Here is a 16,510-nt window from a genome sequence, read left to right as displayed (position 1 = left end):
CGCGGGACACTGGGCGGCCCCGGTGGCGCGTGGGTTCACTGCGCCGCGGGTCCGCACGGACGAAAGGGGACATACCCCTCTACGGCACGAGTGCAACGCGGCGCGGCCCTTCCGGAGGGGCCGCGCCGCGCCGGATCAGGCCGGGGAGCAGGCCGCGCCGTTGAGGGCGAAGCCGGTCGGTCCGCCGGAGTCGCCGGCGTGCGCGGCCTGGTAGCCGATGCCCACACTGGCGCCGGGGGCGATGACGGCGTTGTAGGAGGCGTTGGCGGCGGTGACCGCGCCCTGGCGCGGACCGTAGGAGGCGTTCCAGCCCGAGGTGATGCTCTGGCCCGCGGGCAGGGTGAAGTCCAGGGACCAGCCGTCGACGGGCTCGGTGCCGGTGTTGGTGATGGTCAGTGAGGCGGTCAGGCCGGTGTTCCAGGCGTTGGTGGTGACGGTGACGGCGCAGTCCCCGTCACCGGGCTCGGGATCCGGACCGGGTCCGGGGTCGGTGTCCTGGTCGAGTCCGAAGAAGGTGATGGCGTGGGCCGCCATGCCGTTGGCCATGAGGTTGTGGCCGACGCCCTGCATGCTGACGGCCTCCACCGGGGCCCGGTCGCCGGTGGCGCCGTAGCGGGTGCGGGTCCAGCCGGGCTGGGGCTGGTCGGTGGCTGCCGGGCTCCGGCCGAGGCCGTGGACGTCGGTCCACTGTTCGATCTCCTCGGTGAAGTTGGCGTAGCGCAGGACGTCGTCCTCAGTCCCGTGCCACAGCTGCATACGCGGCCGCGGTCCGGTGTAGCCGGGGTGGGAGGCGCGGACCAGGTCGCCCCACTCCTGCGGGGTGCGGTCGATGGCGCCGGTGGAGCAGGCGTTGTTCCAGCCGGAGCCGTCGGTGGTGGCGAAGCAGCCGAAGGGCACCCCGCTGAAGGCCGCTCCCGCCGCGAACACGTCCGGGTAGTTGGCCAACATGACGTTGGTCATCATGGCTCCGGAGGAGACACCGGTGACGAACACGCGCTCGGCGTCGGCGTCGTGGGCGTCGACGACGTGGGCGACCATCGAGCGGATGCCGACCGGGTCGCTGCCGCCGCCCCGGGTCAGCGCCTCGGGCGAGGACACGTCGAAGCACTGGCTGGCGCGCGTGACGGAGGGGTAGACGACGATGAAGCCGTACCGGTCGGCCAGCGAGGCGAACTCGGTGTTGGCGTGGAAGACGGGTCCGGTTCCGGTGCACCAGTGCTGGGCGACCAGGACCGGGGGGTTCTCGGTGACGCTGTCCGGCACGTAGAGGTACATGCGCAGACCGCTGGGGTTGGGGCCGAAGTCCTCGACCTCGGTCAGGGCGGCGGCCGAGGCCGGGGGCGCGGCGAACAGGAGCGCGGCCAGCATGGGCAGGACGGCGGCGGCGAGCGCGCCGACCGCCCTGCTGAGGGGGTTCGCGGGGATCTGGGTCACGTGCGGGCCTTCCCGACGGCGGGGGGTGGGGGACTGCGGTGCCCGCGCGCACGCCGGTCGCCTCGCGTGGCCGTTCCCGGCGGGCCCGGCTCCGCGTGCGTCGCTTCGGCCGCGGTGGCGGCCCGGTCGGCGGCGGGCGGTCGCCCGACCGGCGGGCTCGGCCGACGGCGGGGTCGGCCGACGGCGGGGTCGGCCGACGGCGGGGTCGCGGAGCGCCCGGGCGGGGTCTCCGCCTGTGTTGGGAGCGCTCCCAATACTGTCCGGCCGCACGGGCCGTCCGTCAACCCCGGTAAGCCCTCCGACGCGGCGGCGGGGGCCGTCCGGCGCGGTCCTCAGCGGCGGACTTCGGAGCCGTTCAGCCCCACGGCCTCCTCCAGTTGGTCCCGGCTCATCTTGGACCGGCCCGGCACGTCCAGTTCCGAGGCCCGCTGGAGCAGTTCGCGCTTGGTGACCCTGCCCTCGCTCCGCCGCTCGACCCGGGTACCGCGTGCTGCGGTCCCCCGGGGCTCGCGGGCCCGCCGGGCCCCCTCCGCGCCGGTGGACGCGCGCGGGCCGCGTGACCGCGTACCCCGGGTGCGCTGGGCGGGCAGGCTCTGGCGCAGTGCCTCGCCGAGGCCGTCCGCGTCCTCGGTGGGCGCGGCCTGCTCGGGCCGGTGGGTGAACGTCCTGCCACCGGCCTTGGCGCGCACCAGTTCGGTCAGGCGCTGGCCGTAGCTGTCGGAGTAGTCCTCGGGGTCCCACTCGATCGACAGGGACCTGACCAGCTCGCGTGCCAGTTCGAGTTCGCTCTTGGCCAGCGCGGCGCGGGGCACGGGCGGCATCACGTCGTCGGGTTCGCGGACCTCGTCGGGCCACCACAGGGTGGAGGCCGACAGCACGCCGCGGTTCGGTTCGATCAGGACGGGGTACTCGCGGTCGCGCAGGACGATGGTGGCCACGCCCGTGCGGCGGGTCTGCTCCAGGGCCGTGTACAGCAGTTGGTAGGCCTTGGCGTCGACCGCGGCCCGGGGCGCGACGTAGTAGGTGGAGGCGTACCACAGCGCGTCGACGGCGCCCTGGGACAGGAAGCCGGTCAGCTCCATGGTGCGCGAGCCGTGCGGGAGGATCTCCTCCAACTCCTCCGGCTCCAGGACCACGTACTCGTCCTCGACCCCGGTGCGCGCCCCGCGCACGACGTCCTCGCCGGCGACCTCCTCACCGGTGCGCTCGTTGACGCGGACGTAGCGGATGCGATCGGCCGTGCCCCGCTCGAACTGGTGCAGCACGGGACCCCTGCGTTCGCGCGCGCTGTAGAGGCGCACGCCGACGGGCACCCTGCCGAACATGAGGGTTCCCACCCAGACCGGATTGACCATGACCCCTCCTTCTGCCCCCATCATTACCGTTACCAGGCAAAATGTCGGTCGACAACGGCAAAGGACCCCCAAGGCGGGAAGGAGCGGGCACGTCCGGGAGAACACGGGTCCGTGCGCCCCGGGTCCTTGACCGACCGGTCGGTATTGCTACTGTCGCGGCAGTACGTGATTGGAGCCTCCCATGAGTACGACCGTCAGGGCCGCCGTCTTCACCGAGCGCGGCGCCCCTCCCCGCATCCGCGACCTGGTCCTGCCCGACCCAGCCCCCGGCCAGGTGCGGGTGCGCCTGGCCGCGGCCGGGGTGTGCCACTCCGACCTGTCCCTGTCCAACGGCACCCTGGCCCAGAAGTGGCCCGCCGTGCTGGGCCACGAGGGAGCCGGAACCGTCGACGCCGTCGGCGAGGGCGTCACGGAGGTGGTCCCCGGCCAGCAGGTGATCCTGAACTGGGCCCCCTCCTGCCGCGAGTGCTGGTTCTGCCGCCAGGGCGAGCCGCACCTGTGCGAGCACGCGCTGGACCGCACCGCGCAGCCCTACGCCGGGCTCTCCGACGGCACGCCCGTCTACCCCGGCCTGGGGTGCGGCGCGTTCGCCGAGGCCACCGTGGTGCCCGCCTCCGCCGTCGTGCCGCTGCCCGACGGGATCGACCCGGCGGTGGCCGCCGTGCTGGGCTGCGCGGTGCTCACCGGCTGGGGCGCGGTCAACAACTCCGCGGGCGTTCGCGAGGGCCAGTCAGCCGTGGTGCTGGGTCTGGGCGGGGTGGGCCTGTCGGTGCTCCAGGCCGCGCGCCTGGCCGGAGCCGACCCGGTGGTCGCGGTGGACGTCTCCCCCGCCAAGGAGGAGCTGGCCCGCTCACTGGGCGCCACCGAGTTCCTGCTCGCTGACGAAACCCTGGTCAGGGCCGTGCGCGCGCTGACGGGCAGGCGCGGCGCCGACCACGCCTTCGAGGTGGTGGGGTCGGCGAAGGCGGTGCGCTCGGCCTGGGACGTGACCCGGCGCGGCGGCACGGTCACGGTGGTGGGCGTGGGCAGGGTGGACGACGAGGTGTCCTTCAACGCGCTGGAGCTGTTCCACCAGGCGCGCACGCTGCGCGGGTGCGTGTACGGCTCCAGCGACCCGGCGCGCGACGTCCCGCTCATCGCCGAGCGGGTGCGGTCGGGGGAGCTGAAGCTGGCGGCCATGGTCACCGACGAGATCCCGCTCGAAGGCGTGCCCGAGGCCTTCGAGCGCATGGCCGGAGGTCGGGGCGGCCGGTCGCTGGTGCGCTTCGGGGCCTGAACCCGGCGGGCTCCGGCGGCGCCGCGCTGACGCGGTGCCGCCGGAGCCCGTGGTGTGCGGTCAGTGCGGTTCAGCGCCCGGGCCGCCGGACGGGGTTGCCGTCGGAGTCGAGCATGGTGACCTCCATGGGCGCCGCCTGGAACATCTGGAGGCGCTGTCGGCGCAGCGAGCGGCCGTAGGCGTAGGCGAGGGCGCACCAGAAGACCACGGGCACGAACAGGGACCCGGCGGACAGGAAGGCGTGGCACAGCGCCGTCAGCGCCCCGTACGCGGTCAGGACCAGCGTCTGCTGGTACCCGTTCCCCCACTGCTGTCCTCCCAGCAGCAGCGCGACTGCGGCGACCGCCGCCAGGGGGCCGACGAAGACCGTGACCAGCGGGTAGACGACCACGAAGAGCGCGACCGTGGTGGCCAGACCGCCCAGGGCGAAGGACCAGGGCATCCATTGCCACTCGGCGTCGGTGAGGTCGGGCAGGCGGACCCTCTGCCCGGGAGGGTTCTGCCCGCGGACACCGTCCCGGTGCTTCTGTACCAACAGGGCCGCCACGAACAGTGCGGTCCACACCAGGACCGCGGCCGTCCCGGCCCAGGCGACGGGGTCGTCCGCCAGGATCGGGGGCGCCTCGGGGTCGTACCCGTGCAATCGGGGCGGGACGAGTCCGATGTCGGCCGGGGTGAGGACCCGCGCGGATCCGACGAACGCCGCGGCCAGGAGGACCTCGGCCGTGGACGCCCACACCGTGACGCGTTGGAGGCGCGTCAGGGGCGAGGGGCGGCCGGGTTCGGCGGGTTCTCCCAGGCGGCGGATCAGTGGCCACAGGATCAGGGGCTGGGCGAGGAGGAAGAGCAGGGTCGCGAGCCCGATGAGGGTGGCGAGCCAGCCGGGGTCGAGGGTCGGGGGATGGAAGTACACGCGGAGTCCTTCGTCTTGAACACGGTGTGACCAGCGCGAACGGGGCCGGAAGGGGACCGGCGCGCGTGGGTCGCACGATTGTGGCCGAGCCGGAATGGTTTGTCACCTCCTGACAAATCCTGTGGCGCACGGCACACTTCGCCCTTGCCGTGCCGCCGCGGCGGCGGCACAGTCGTCACCAACACGCACGCCGTGCCCCGGGCACGGCCGACCGGAGGGGAACAGCATGGGTGGCAGCGGAGACGACAGCGCCGACGTCATCGTCGTCGGCGCCGGGCTGGCGGGCCTGACCGCGGCGGCCGAACTCGCCGACGCGGGCAGGCGCGTGCTCCTGCTGGACCAGGAGCCCGAGCAGTCCCTGGGCGGGCAGGCGTTCTGGTCCTTCGGCGGGCTGTTCCTCGTGGACTCCCCCGAGCAGCGGCGCATGGGCGTCAGGGACTCCGCCGAGCTGGCCATGCAGGACTGGACGGGCACCGCGGGGTTCGACCGCCCCGAGGACGCCTGGCCCCGCCGGTGGGCCGAGGCCTACGTGGACTTCGCCGCCGGGGAGAAGCGCTCCTGGCTCCACCGGCAGGGGATACGGTTCTTCCCCCTCGTGGGCTGGGCCGAGCGCGGCGGCTACCTGGCCGACGGCCACGGCAACTCCGTGCCCCGGTTCCACATCACCTGGGGCACCGGCCCGGGCGTGGTCGCGCCTTTCGAGCGGCGGGTGCGCGCGGCGGCCGAGCGCGGCCTGGTCTCACTGCGCTTCCGCCACCGGGTGGACGAGCTGGTGGTCACGGGAGGGACGGTCACCGGCGTACGCGGCGCGGTCCTGGCCCCCAGCGGCGTCAGGCGGGGCGAGGCCAGCGGACGCGGGGCGGTGGGCGACTTCGAGTTCTCCGCCCAGGCGGTGATCGTCACCTCCGGCGGGATCGGCGGCGACCACGACCTGGTGCGCCGCAACTGGCCCGAGCGCCTGGGCACCCCGCCGCGGCACATGCTCTCGGGGGTGCCCGAGCACGTGGACGGGCGCATGCTGGCCATCACGGAGCGGGCGGGCGGGCGGATCGTCAACCCCGACCGCATGTGGCACTACACCGAGGGCATCCAGAACTGGGACCCCGTCTGGGCCCGGCACGGCATCCGCATCCTGCCCGGGCCCTCCTCGCTGTGGTTGGACGCGACCGGCAAACGGCTGCCCGCGCCCTACTTCCCCGGGTTCGACACCCTGGGAACCCTGGAGCACATCATGCGCGGCGGCCACGAGTACACGTGGTTCGTGCTCTCGCAGAGGATCATCGAGAAGGAGTTCGCCCTGTCGGGGTCGGAGCAGAACCCCGACCTGACCGGGAAGGACCTCGGGCTCGTCCTCAAGCGGGTGCTGCCGGGCGCGCCGGGGCCGGTGGAGGCCTTCAAGCGCAACGGCGCGGACTTCGCCGTGGCCGACCGGCTGCCCGAGCTGATCCGGCGGATGAAGGAGATCGCGGGCGACGGCGAGCTCGACGCCGACACCGTCACCCGCGAGGTGGTGGCCCGCGACCGGGAGATGGTCAACACCTTCACCAAGGACCTCCAGGTGACGGCGATCCACGGGGCGCGCAACTACCGGGGCGACCGCTTGGCCAGGGTGGCGTCCCCGCACCAGATCCTGGACCCCAAGGCGGGCCCGCTGATCGCGGTGCGCCTGCACGTGCTCACCCGCAAGTCCCTGGGCGGCCTGCACACCGACCTGGACGCCCGCGTGCTGCGCGCGGACGGTACGCCGCTGCCGGGGGTGTACGCCGCGGGCGAGGTCGCGGGGTTCGGCGGCGGCGGGGTGCACGGCTACCGGGCGCTGGAGGGCACCTTCCTGGGCGGCTGCCTGTTCTCGGGCCGCACGGCCGGTCGGGCCGCCGCGGCGGCGCTGGGCTAGGCAGTGTCTTTGGACCTCCGCTCCGCTTCGTCCCACCCGTCGCCCGCCACCGCCCCCAGCGGACGCTGCGCGCAGCCCTTCTCGTGTTCGGGCACCCGGAGGACGGGAACCCTCGGTGTCTCCGGCGGCGCCGTCACCTCCCCGGGCCCTCGTCCTCCTGTTCGGCCTCCGGCTGCTCCGGCTCGGGTCTGCGCGGTCGGCCGCGGCGGGGGATGGCCCCCGCCTCCTTGGGCATCCGCCCCGCGTCGTCCAGCGCGCGGCGCAGCAGGAACTCGATCTGGGCGTTGGTGCTGCGCAGCTCCTGCCCGGCCCACCGCGCGAGCGCGTCGTGGACGGCGGGGTCGAGGCGCAGCAGCACCTTCTTGCGCTCGGGCACTGCCACCTCACGCGGTCACTGGTACAGGGTTCCGGCGTTGACGACGGGGCTGGCGGGGCGGTCGGAGCACAGCACCACGAGCAGGTTGCTGACCATGGCGGCCTTGCGCTCCTCGTCCAGTTCCACCACGCCCTCCTCCGACAGGCGGGCGAGCGCGCGGTCGACCATGCCCACGGCGCCCTCGACGATCTCCTGGCGGGCGGCGATCAGCGCGCTGGCCTGCTGGCGCTGGAGCATGGCCTGGGCGACCTCGGAGGCGTAGGCCAGGTGGGTGAAGCGCGTCTCCACGATCCGCACGCCCGCCGCCTCGACCCGCTCGCCGACCTCCCGGGACAGCTGCTCGGTGATGAGGTCGGCGCTGCCGCGCAGGGAGCGGCTGGTGTCGGTGTCGTAGGAGTCGTAGGGATAGTTGCCCGCGATGTGGCGCACCGCGGCCTCGGTCTGGATGGAGACGAACTCCACGAAGTCGTCCACCTCGAAGGAGGCGCGGGCGGTGTCCTCCACCTGCCAGACGATGACGGCGGCGATCTCGATGGGGCTGCCGGAGGCGTCGTTGACCTTCATCACGGAGGTCTCGTGGTTGCGGATGCGGGTGGAGACGCCCTTGCGAACGGTGAAGGGGTTGACCCAGCGCAGGCCGTCGGTGCGGACGCTGCCGACGTAGCGGCCGAAGAGCTGGACGACCTTGGCCTCGTTGGGCGCGACCATCTCCAGCCCGATGAAGAACAGGAAGCCGACCACGGCGAGGACGACGCCGACGGCCACCAGGGGCACGGGCAGTCCGACGATGGGCGACAGCGCGACGGCGACGCCGAGGAGGAAGAGCAGGACGCTGACCACCGCCATCACCATGCCGTTGATGCTGGCGGCGGGGTGTTCTCGGTACTGGGGAGCAGGGGCGGGGGGCTGGCCGGTAGCGGTCATCTGAGGTTTCCGTTCTCCGTTGGGTGATGACGTGAGAATAGCATTGTGATATCACTTTTAAAAGACACCCGGCCCGCCAGGGCCCCGAACCGAAGGAGGCGTGGACGCGATGAGCGCCGACACCCCCCGCCTGCGCCCGCCCCGCCACCGGGTGGACGGACGTGCCGTCCGCTGGTGGACGACCCGGTCCCTGACCGTGACGGTCCTCCTCACAGCCGTCCCCGTGGTGCCCGCGATCATCTGGGAGCCGCCGCGCGCCTGGTTCCTGGCCGCCGCCGCGGTGATCGGCGGGATAGGGCTGCTGATCACCGTGGTCATGCCGCGGTGGCGCTACCGCGTCCACCGCTGGGAGGTCACCGACACGGCCGTCTACACCTCCAGCGGCTGGCTCTGGCAGGAGTGGCGTGTGGCCCCGATGTCGCGCATCCAGACCGTGGACACCGCGCGCGGCCCCCTCCAGCGGGCGTTCGGGCTCTCCAGCGTCACCGTGACCACCGCCTCCGCCGCGGGCCCGATCGAGATCACCGGTCTGGACCACGAACTGGCCACGCGCGTGGCCGACCAGCTCACCGACACCACCCAGGCGACCCCGGGGGACGCGACATGAGCGACGGACACCGACCCGGCCCCGAGGAGTTCCCTCCGGCGCCCGGACAGGGCGGACGGCCCGCCCCGCGGGCCGAGGGCGTCCCGGCCGACACCGCCCCGGGCCCCGTCCCGGCGGGCGCCGGAGCCCAGGCGGCTCCCGCGCAGGGGACCGCCCCCGCCGGGGAGGCCCCCGTCACCGACTGGCAGCGGTTGCACCCGCTCAGCGTGTGGGCGAGCGCCGTCGTCGTCGGGCTGTTCCTCGTCCCGAGCGCGATCGTGGCCAGCGTCGTGCTGGTGGTGGCCGGACAGCACCTGTGGGCGCTGCTCCCCGTCCCCGCCGCGCTGGCGTTCGTGGCGCTCATGACCTACGTCGACCTGCTGCGCCTGCGCGCGACCCGCTACCGGGTCACCGACGAGCGCATGGAGATGCGCTCGGGCGTCGTCGCCAAGTCCTACCGGTCCATCCCGCGCGAACGCGTGCGCAGCGTCGACGTGGCGGCGCCGATCTACGTGCGGATCTTCGGACTGTGCTCGGTCACGGTCGGCACCGGCGAGAAGGTCGGGGCCGGGGCCGACCAGCTCCAGCTGCTCTACGTCACCGCCGGGCAGGGCGAGTGGCTGCGCCGCGACCTGCTGCGCCGGGGCGCGCCCGCCGCCGGCGCCGTGTCCGGTGCCGGGGAGACCGCCGAGGACGGCGCGGGCGAGGAGGACGAGACCGAACTGGCCCGCCTCGACCGCCGCTGGTTCGCCTACGCACCCGCGACCACCGCGACCCTGGGCGTGGGCCTGGGCGCCATCGCCGGTCTGCTGGGCCTGAACGCGCAGACCGGAGGCGTGGGGTGGGACTGGCTCTCCGGCCAGGCCGGCCTGCCCAGCGTGGAGGAGGTGTCCTCGTTCGTGATGGGGCAGCTCCTGATCGTGGCCCCCCTGACGCTGCTGGGTCTGCTGGTGTCCGGTGTGGTGGTCCTGACCGCCGTGGCCGTGGAGACCTGGTGGGACTACCGCCTCACCCGGGAGTCCGACGGGACCGTGCGGCTGCGCCGGGGCCTGCTGACCAGCGTGTCGCTGTCGGTGGAGGGGCGCCGCCTCAACGGGGTCACGCTGCACGAGCCTTACGTGCTGCGGCTGTCTGGTGGAGCGGACGTGCGCGCGGTGGCCACCGGGCTGGCCGCGGCCGACGACCAGAAGACCAGCGCCAAGAGCCGCCTGTCCCCGGGCATGCCGCGGGAGCGGGCCAGGAGGCTGGCCGCCGACCTGATGGGCACGCCGGACTCGCCCCTGGACGTGGCGCTGGCCGTGCACCCCCGGACCGCGCTGCGCCGCCGCTTCACGCGGGCCGCCGTGGTCACCGTGCTGGGCGCGGTGCTCTCCGGGGCACTGGCCTGGCTGCACACGCTGATCGCCGAGGCCTGGTGGGACGTGGTGCACGAGGTGGAGCGCGAGATCATCCTGGTGCCGCTGGCCACGAGCACGGTGGAGGTCACGCCGAGCTGGGCGTGGGCGGTGCTGGCGGTGGCGATCGCGGCGGCGGCGTTCTGGTACGCCGTGGGCTCCTACCGGGGCCTGGGCCACGGGTTGCATCCGCGCTACCTGGTGGTGCGCAAGGGGATGGCGGTACGCGACACGGTGACCCTGGAGCGGTCGGCGGTGATCGGCTGGCGCATCAACCGCTCGCCGTTCCAGCGCAGGCTGGGCCTGGCCGACGTGGCCGCCACGACGGCGGCGGGGCAGGGGATGTACGCGGCCAGGGACGTGGGGCTGGGCCAGGGCCTGGCCTGGGCGGACGAGGCCGTCCCCGAGCTGCTGGCGCCCTTCCTTGTGCGCGACGGGCGGGAGGAACAGGAGGAAGAGGCCGGACGGGACGCCGACGGCGGGGCGTTCCGCCCCTGAGGCGGGGCCTCCCGCGGACCGCGGTCCCGGCCCCTCCCCCTCACGGGGCGGGGGCCGGGGACCGGTCACGGGAGTTCGGGCACCGTGTTGCGGATGGGGTCGCCGTCCACCCGCAGGCCGCTGGTGTGCGTGAGCGCCATCTCCAGGAGCGGGTAGATCTCGAACACGCGCCCCATGCCCAGCGCCTCCAGCACCCGGGCGGCGATGGGCGCGGGCTCGGCCAGGACGACGTGCCGCCCCTCGCGGGTGAGGCTCTTGTAGACCGCGACCAGGGCGCTCACGCCGCTCGCGTCGAAGAAGTCGAGCCCGGACATGTCCACCACCAGGCAGTCGCAGTGCGAGGCGTGCGCGGCCTGGAGCAGCCGATCACGCAGGCGGTCGGCGGTGGCGAGGTCGACCTCGCCGTGGACGGGCACCACCGTCACACCCGTACAGGGGAAACGCTCCTGGGCAGAGAACCGGGCATTCCTCGCCACGCGGGCCACCTCTCACCGGACGTAACCTTTCCACTACGCAACCGCGTACGAGATCGTAACCTCTCCAGAGAGACGGTGGGGGCTTTTCGTGAGAAAAACCCGCGAAATCTCGCCGATGTGGCTGTGGGGACAGTCCCGTGTCACCCCGTCCGGCGGGTGGCGGGACGCACCGCGCGCGACCGCGGTCCGGACCCCTCACTTCTCCTCTCGGACACTCCGGGCCCGCCCCCGCGCGTGGCCTTCCGCGCCCGAGTGCGGTAGAAGCGGTACAGGTGGCATCCCCGCGTGCCCGCGCCCACGGGCCGGGCCCGGGGCCGACCCCAGGGACAGCCCACGAGAAGGGAGGGAGCGGCGGGCCCCGGCCGACGGCCGCGGCGCTCCGCCGCGCACCCGATGACCGAAACCGCCGACACCCAGCCCGGCTGGTTCTCCCCCGAGGAGCTGGAGAGCATCCGCGGCCGCATGCCCGTCCTCTACGTCCAGGCGGTTCCCGTACGGGTGGACGAGGTGGGCCAGGTGACCCATGTCGGCCTGCTCATGCGGGCCGCGCCCGACGGCAGCTTCCACCGCTCGGTGGTCTCGGGCCGCGTGCTCTACCACGAGCGGATCCGCGACGCCCTCCTGCGCCACCTGGAGAAGGACCTGGGCCCGGTGGCCCTGCCGCGCGTCCCCGTCTCGCCGCAGCCGTTCACGGTGGCCGAGTACTTCCCCACGCCGGGGATCACCCCGTTCCACGACGCCCGCCAGCACGCGGTGGCGATGGCCTACATCGTCCCGGTCTCGGGCGACTGCCAGCCCCGCCAGGACGCCCTGGACCTGGTGTGGTTCACGCCGGAGGAGGCGGTCGGCGCGCACCTGCGCGAGGAGATGACGGGCGGCCAGGACGTGCTGGTGCGCCAGGCGCTGGCCCACGTGGGCCACGTCCCCTGACCGGGGCCCCGGGCCCGCCGGGTCCGCCCCGGCGGGCCCGGCGGGGCGGACCCGGGCACCGCCTCGGCACGGGGCGCCCCCGGGTGCGTAGGCTCGTGCCATGTCCGAACCGCTCGTCGCCGACGCCCTCGCCCTGGCCGCAGCCACCGGCCCGCACCGCCGCCGCGTGCTCGGCCTGGTGGGCGCCCCCGCCGCCGGGAAGTCCACGCTCGCCCGCCACCTGGTGGCCGGGATCGACGCCGTGCTGGGCCCGGGCACGGCCGGGTACCTGCCCATGGACGGCTTCCACCTGTCCAACGCCCAGCTCGACCGGCTGGGGCGGCGCGACCGCAAGGGCGCGCCGGACACCTTCGACGCGCACGGGTACGCGGCCCTGGTGCGCCGCCTGCTCGCCGAGACCGACCACCCCGTCTACGTGCCCGACTACGACCGCGTGCTGCACGAACCCGTCGCCGCGCGGCACGTCATCGAGCCGCACACACGGCTGGTCGTGACCGAGGGCAACTACCTGGCGGGCGACGAGGAGCCCTGGGCCGGGCTGCGCGGGGTGTTCGCGCAGCTGTGGTACGTGGAGGCCGAAGACGACCTGCGCGAGCGCAGGCTGCACCGGCGCCAGCTCGCGGGCGGGGCGACCGCGGAGGCGGCCCGGGAGTGGGTGGAACGCAGCGACCGCCCCAACGGGGAGCTGGTCAAGCGCTTCCGGGACAACTGCACGCGGGTGGTGCGCCCGGGTCCCCTTCCCGAGGGCTGAGACCCGCCCGCGCGCCGTCCCGGGCACGTCCCCCGTGCCGCCGCCCCCGCCACCGCCCGCGGCCGGGCCCCGGGTGCGCGGGGCCCGGGGAGGCGGGGGCCCGCGCGCGGGTTCCGGGCTCCCCGACCCGGGGAAAACCCCAGAAGGACACAGAGGTCACATATGTCCACATAGTGAGACAAATGTTTCATACAGTGGCGAGCGGAGCTAGCATCCAGCCATCCGCACCCACTGACCTGGAAAGAAGTCCCATGACGGACGTCGCCCCACGCGCACCAGAAGAGGCCGAGCCACCGGCCAATCCCAAGAGGAGGGTCCTCACGGCCAGCCTCGTGGGGACGTCCATCGAGTTCTACGACTTCTACATCTACGCGACGGCCGCGGTCCTGGTCTTCCCCGCGCTGTTCTTCCCCGAGGGCGACATGCTGGCGGCGCGGCTGCAGTCGCTGGCCACCTTCGCCATCGCCTTCGTCGCACGCCCCATCGGCTCCTGGGTGTTCGGCCACTTCGGCGACCGCGTCGGGCGCAAGGCCACCCTGGTGGCGTCCCTGCTGACCATGGGCATCGCCACCGTCGGCATCGGCGTGCTGCCCACCTACGCGCAGGTGGGCGTCCTGGCCCCGCTGCTGCTGGCGGTGTGCCGCTTCGGCCAGGGCCTGGGACTGGGCGGGGAGTGGGGCGGCGCCGCCCTGCTGGCCACCGAGAACGCCCCTCCCGGGAAGCGCGGCTTCTACGGCTCGTTCCCGCAGCTGGGCGCGCCGATCGGGTTCTTCCTCGCCAACGGCGTGTTCCTGGCCCTGAGCCAGTTCATGAGCGACGAGACCTTCCTGGCCTGGGGCTGGCGCGTGCCGTTCCTGCTCTCGACCCTGCTGATCGTGATCGGCCTGTGGGTCCGCCTGACCCTGCACGAGACGCCGGCCTTCGCCAAGATCGTCGCCTCGGGCGAGCGGGTCAAGTCGCCGATGGCGGAGGTGTTCCGCACCAACTGGCCCGCCGTGGTACTGGGCACGCTGATCATGCTCGCCACCTACGTGCTGTTCTACCTGATGACCGTGTTCTCGCTGGGCTTCGGCACCGACCCGGTGGCGGGCCTGGGCTACGACCGGTCGCAGTTCCTGGTGTTCCTGCTGGTGGGCGTGGTTTTCTTCGGGGTGTTCACCCCCGTCGCGGGCCTGCTCGCCGACCGGTTCGGCCGCAAGCCGGTCCTGGTCTGGGTCACCGTCGCGATCATCGTCTTCGGCTTCGCCATGGGCCCGCTGATGGGCGGCGGCGGCACGGTCGGCGTACTGGCGTTCCTCATCGTGGGGCTGAGCCTGATGGGCCTGACCTTCGGCCCGATGGCCTCCGTGCTGCCGGAGCTGTTCCCGACCAAGGTGCGCTACACCGGCGCCTCGGTGGCCTACAACCTGGCGGGCCTGCTGGGCGCCTCGTTCGCCCCCTACATCGCGACGTGGCTGGCGGGCACCCTGGGACTGAACTGGGTCGGCGGCTACCTGGTCCTGGTCGGCGTGATCACCCTGGTGGCGCTGCTGATCAGCCGTGAGACGCGCGACGACTCCCTGGACGACACCCCGGTGCGGGTGACCGGCCGCTAGGGGGTCCGTCCCCTGTGGGACGGGCCGGGCGAGCGCGTGCCGCCCGGCCCGTCCGCGTCCTCACACGATCCGGTTCGGCAGCTCCCGGCCCTCGACGAAGGCCGCCACCGCGGCCGCCCACACCCCTCGGCGCCGTTCCTGGCACTCGCGCGTGTTGGCGGCGAACCGGGAGCTGAGCACCAGGTTGTCCAGCGGCGGGTAGGGGTTGCGCTCACCGACCAGGTCCAGCCCCGCGCCGCGCAGGCGCCCCTCGCGCAGCGCATCCGTCAGCGCCCCGGAGTCGATGACCTCGTTGGGCGAGATGCTCACCAGGACCGCAGAGGGCCTCATCAGGGCGAGTTCGGCCGCGCCCAGCAGGCCGCGGGTCGCGGTGTCCAGCGGCAGGGTGAGGAAGACCGCGTCGGACACCGCCAGGAGCTCGTCCAGCTCCACCTGGACCGAGCCCTCGGTCCGGCGCGGACTGCGGTTGGCGTGGACGGCCTCCATGCCCAGGCCGCGCACCATGCGCGCCACCCGCGCGCCGATGCCGCCCATGCCCACGATCCCCGCGGTGCCGCCCGCGAGTTCCATGCCCTGTTCCCCCGCGCAGAGCAGGTCGCCCGACCGGACGCGGGCGTGGACGGGCACGATCCTCTTGGCCGCTGCCATCATCAGCGCGACGGCGTGCTCGGCCACCGCGGGGCCGGTGTACCCGGCGGTGTTGCACACGGCCACGCCGCGCTCGCGGCAGTACTCCAGGTCCACGTACTCCACGGCCGTGGTGGTGGCCACCACCAGTTCCAGGTCGGGCAGCAGGCGCAGGTTCCGCGCGCCCAGGTCCGCGTAGGTGGTGACCAGGACCCGCGTGTCCGGGCGGCGCCGGAACTCCTCGGCCGGGTCCAGGCCGCCGTCGGAGGTCTGGACCCAGTGCGCCTCCAGCGCGTCGGACAGGTGGTCCAGGGTGTCGGTGGGGAGGGGGTGCCGGTCGTTGAGCACGAGACAGCGGACGGGCCGGGTCAAACCGTTCCTCCAGGGGGTGGTGGGATGCGCGGCCGCGACCCGGACCGGGGCGCAGCCGACGGGGTGTTCAGGGCCGGGGAGCCGACGCATCGCCCAGGACCTCCCCGACCTCCTTGTAGCGTTTCCAGGCCAGGCCGCGCAGGAACTCGCCGGCCCCCTCGCCGTGGGCCTCCCAGACGTCGGGAGCCCACTCCTGTTCCAGGTTGCGCCAGCCGGTCAGGGGATACAGGTGCTGGAAGGGCGGCGGCGGGGGCATCTCCACCGCCACGCGCTCGGCCAGGGAGGCCAGGCGCGGGCGGTCCACCTCCCCGACCAGGGCCAGGGCCTCGGCCAGGTCGGTGTTGCCGCCGCCCAGGCCGTACCCGTGGAGGGAGCCGTCCACGAGGTCGAAGCCCGCCTCCAGCGCGATCCGGGAGTTGGCGACGGCGTGGCCGAGGTTGTCGTGGCCGTGGAAGCCCGCCGGTCCGGGCCAGGCGGCCCGCACCCCGGCGAAGAGCTCGGCGGCGTGCTCGGGCAGCAGCGCGCCGCGGGAGTCGGCCAGGTAGAGCCAGTCGGCGGCGCCCGCCCGTGCGACGCGCTCGGCCGCCTCGGCCAGTTCCCCGGGTTCGTAGGCGGTGACGCTGATGAGGTTGATGGAGCAGGTGACGCCGGTGGCGCGCACCGCCTCCGCCGCGGCGAGCACGTGGTCCAGTCTCTCCAGGAGGCAGGTCAGGCGGACCACGTCGAGCACCTCGGCGCGGGGCCGCAGCAGGGCGGCGACCTCGTCCGGCCTCCTGCCGTTCACACCGAGCATGGCGACGACGCGGGCCGGTCCGGCGTCCTCGCCGACCTGGCGCAGCAGGTCGGGCGTGCACCGGAGCGTGGGTCGGCGCCCGGGGTCGTCGCTGATGTAGCCGACCTCCACGTAGGGCACGCCCACCTCGCCGAGGACCTTGGTGTGCTCGCGCACGGTGGCGTCGGTGAAGCGCCAGTCGTTGAGGTAGCCCCCGTCGCGCAGGGTGACGTCCAGGATCCTGGGTCGCCGGGGTTCGGCGTCGGTGTGTCGAGCGGGCAAGTCATGCCTCCTGACAGGCGCCGGGGTTTCACCCTAAGTAAGTTGACCGCTACCC

The 16,510-nt window shown here is 73.8% G+C and carries 15 protein-coding genes; 7 read left to right on the top strand and 8 right to left on the bottom strand.

Annotation, left to right across the window (positions count from 1 at the left end; translation table 11 throughout):
• Positions 1-135 precede the first annotated feature (135 nt).
• Both KGD83_RS14330 and ku read right to left on the bottom strand, forming a co-directional pair.
• The gene (locus KGD83_RS14330; protein WP_249351861.1) at positions 136-1,434 is read right to left on the bottom strand and encodes an extracellular catalytic domain type 1 short-chain-length polyhydroxyalkanoate depolymerase; all 1,299 of its coding nucleotides are present in this window, start codon (positions 1,432-1,434) and stop codon (positions 136-138) included.
• A 332-nt stretch (positions 1,435-1,766) separates the two neighbouring features.
• Entirely contained in the window at positions 1,767-2,789 is a 1,023-nt protein-coding gene (gene ku, locus KGD83_RS14325) for a non-homologous end joining protein Ku (RefSeq protein ID WP_212639693.1), read from the bottom strand.
• A 181-nt stretch (positions 2,790-2,970) separates the two neighbouring features.
• On the opposite strand from ku, the gene KGD83_RS14320 reads away from it, so the two are divergent.
• Positions 2,971-4,065, top strand: coding sequence for an alcohol dehydrogenase catalytic domain-containing protein (locus KGD83_RS14320; RefSeq protein ID WP_212639692.1), 1,095 nt, complete (start codon positions 2,971-2,973; stop codon positions 4,063-4,065).
• Between the two features lie 70 nt (positions 4,066-4,135).
• On the opposite strand, the gene KGD83_RS14315 is transcribed toward KGD83_RS14320, so the two are convergent.
• Positions 4,136-4,978: a hypothetical protein gene (locus KGD83_RS14315; RefSeq protein ID WP_212639691.1), complete on the bottom strand. Its 843-nt coding sequence runs from the start codon at positions 4,976-4,978 to the stop codon at positions 4,136-4,138.
• A 226-nt stretch (positions 4,979-5,204) separates the two neighbouring features.
• On the opposite strand from KGD83_RS14315, the gene KGD83_RS14310 reads away from it, so the two are divergent.
• On the top strand, positions 5,205-6,872 hold the full coding sequence (locus tag KGD83_RS14310; protein ID WP_212639690.1) for an FAD-binding dehydrogenase: 1,668 nt from the start codon (positions 5,205-5,207) through the stop codon (positions 6,870-6,872).
• A gap of 133 nt (positions 6,873-7,005) precedes the next feature.
• On the opposite strand, the gene KGD83_RS14305 is transcribed toward KGD83_RS14310, so the two are convergent.
• Both KGD83_RS14305 and KGD83_RS14300 read right to left on the bottom strand, forming a co-directional pair.
• Positions 7,006-7,248: a hypothetical protein gene (locus KGD83_RS14305; protein ID WP_212639689.1), complete on the bottom strand. Its 243-nt coding sequence runs from the start codon at positions 7,246-7,248 to the stop codon at positions 7,006-7,008.
• A gap of 15 nt (positions 7,249-7,263) precedes the next feature.
• Positions 7,264-8,172, bottom strand: coding sequence for an SPFH domain-containing protein (locus KGD83_RS14300; RefSeq protein WP_212639688.1), 909 nt, complete (start codon positions 8,170-8,172; stop codon positions 7,264-7,266).
• Positions 8,173-8,281: 109 nt separating this feature from the next.
• Here KGD83_RS14300 and KGD83_RS14295 point away from each other — a divergent pair, with 109 nt between their 5' ends.
• On the top strand, positions 8,282-8,779 hold the full coding sequence (locus KGD83_RS14295) for a PH domain-containing protein (RefSeq protein ID WP_212639687.1): 498 nt from the start codon (positions 8,282-8,284) through the stop codon (positions 8,777-8,779).
• Complete coding sequence (locus KGD83_RS14290; RefSeq protein ID WP_212639686.1) at positions 8,776-10,650, top strand: PH domain-containing protein; 1,875 nt, start codon at positions 8,776-8,778, stop codon at positions 10,648-10,650. The genes KGD83_RS14295 and KGD83_RS14290 overlap by 4 nt, the downstream gene beginning before the upstream one ends.
• Positions 10,651-10,715: 65 nt before the next feature.
• On the opposite strand, the gene KGD83_RS14285 is transcribed toward KGD83_RS14290, so the two are convergent.
• Entirely contained in the window at positions 10,716-11,075 is a 360-nt protein-coding gene (locus tag KGD83_RS14285) for an STAS domain-containing protein (RefSeq protein WP_212639685.1), read from the bottom strand.
• A gap of 444 nt (positions 11,076-11,519) precedes the next feature.
• Here KGD83_RS14285 and KGD83_RS14280 point away from each other — a divergent pair, with 444 nt between their 5' ends.
• The 3 genes from KGD83_RS14280 (at position 11,520) to KGD83_RS14270 (ending at position 14,402) form a co-directional block, all read left to right on the top strand.
• Positions 11,520-12,056, top strand: coding sequence for an NUDIX hydrolase family protein (locus KGD83_RS14280; protein ID WP_071622153.1), 537 nt, complete (start codon positions 11,520-11,522; stop codon positions 12,054-12,056).
• Between the two features lie 100 nt (positions 12,057-12,156).
• Positions 12,157-12,807, top strand: a complete 651-nt coding sequence (locus tag KGD83_RS14275; protein ID WP_212639684.1) for a nucleoside/nucleotide kinase family protein — start codon at positions 12,157-12,159, stop codon at positions 12,805-12,807.
• Between the two features lie 251 nt (positions 12,808-13,058).
• Entirely contained in the window at positions 13,059-14,402 is a 1,344-nt protein-coding gene (locus KGD83_RS14270; protein WP_212639683.1) for an MFS transporter, read from the top strand.
• A 60-nt stretch (positions 14,403-14,462) separates the two neighbouring features.
• On the opposite strand, the gene KGD83_RS14265 is transcribed toward KGD83_RS14270, so the two are convergent.
• Both KGD83_RS14265 and KGD83_RS14260 read right to left on the bottom strand, forming a co-directional pair.
• Positions 14,463-15,401 (bottom strand): 2-hydroxyacid dehydrogenase, encoded by a 939-nt coding sequence (locus KGD83_RS14265; protein WP_249351860.1) that lies wholly within the window; start codon positions 15,399-15,401, stop codon positions 14,463-14,465.
• A 67-nt stretch (positions 15,402-15,468) separates the two neighbouring features.
• Positions 15,469-16,455 (bottom strand): beta/alpha barrel domain-containing protein, encoded by a 987-nt coding sequence (locus KGD83_RS14260; RefSeq protein ID WP_212639682.1) that lies wholly within the window; start codon positions 16,453-16,455, stop codon positions 15,469-15,471.
• Positions 16,456-16,510: the final 55 nt, after the last annotated feature.

Source organism: Nocardiopsis akebiae, assembly GCF_018316795.1.
GTDB lineage: Bacteria > Actinomycetota > Actinomycetes > Streptosporangiales > Streptosporangiaceae > Nocardiopsis > Nocardiopsis dassonvillei.
Note: the sequence above shows the minus strand (reverse complement) of the source record. Positions and strands in the feature narration are given on the sequence as shown.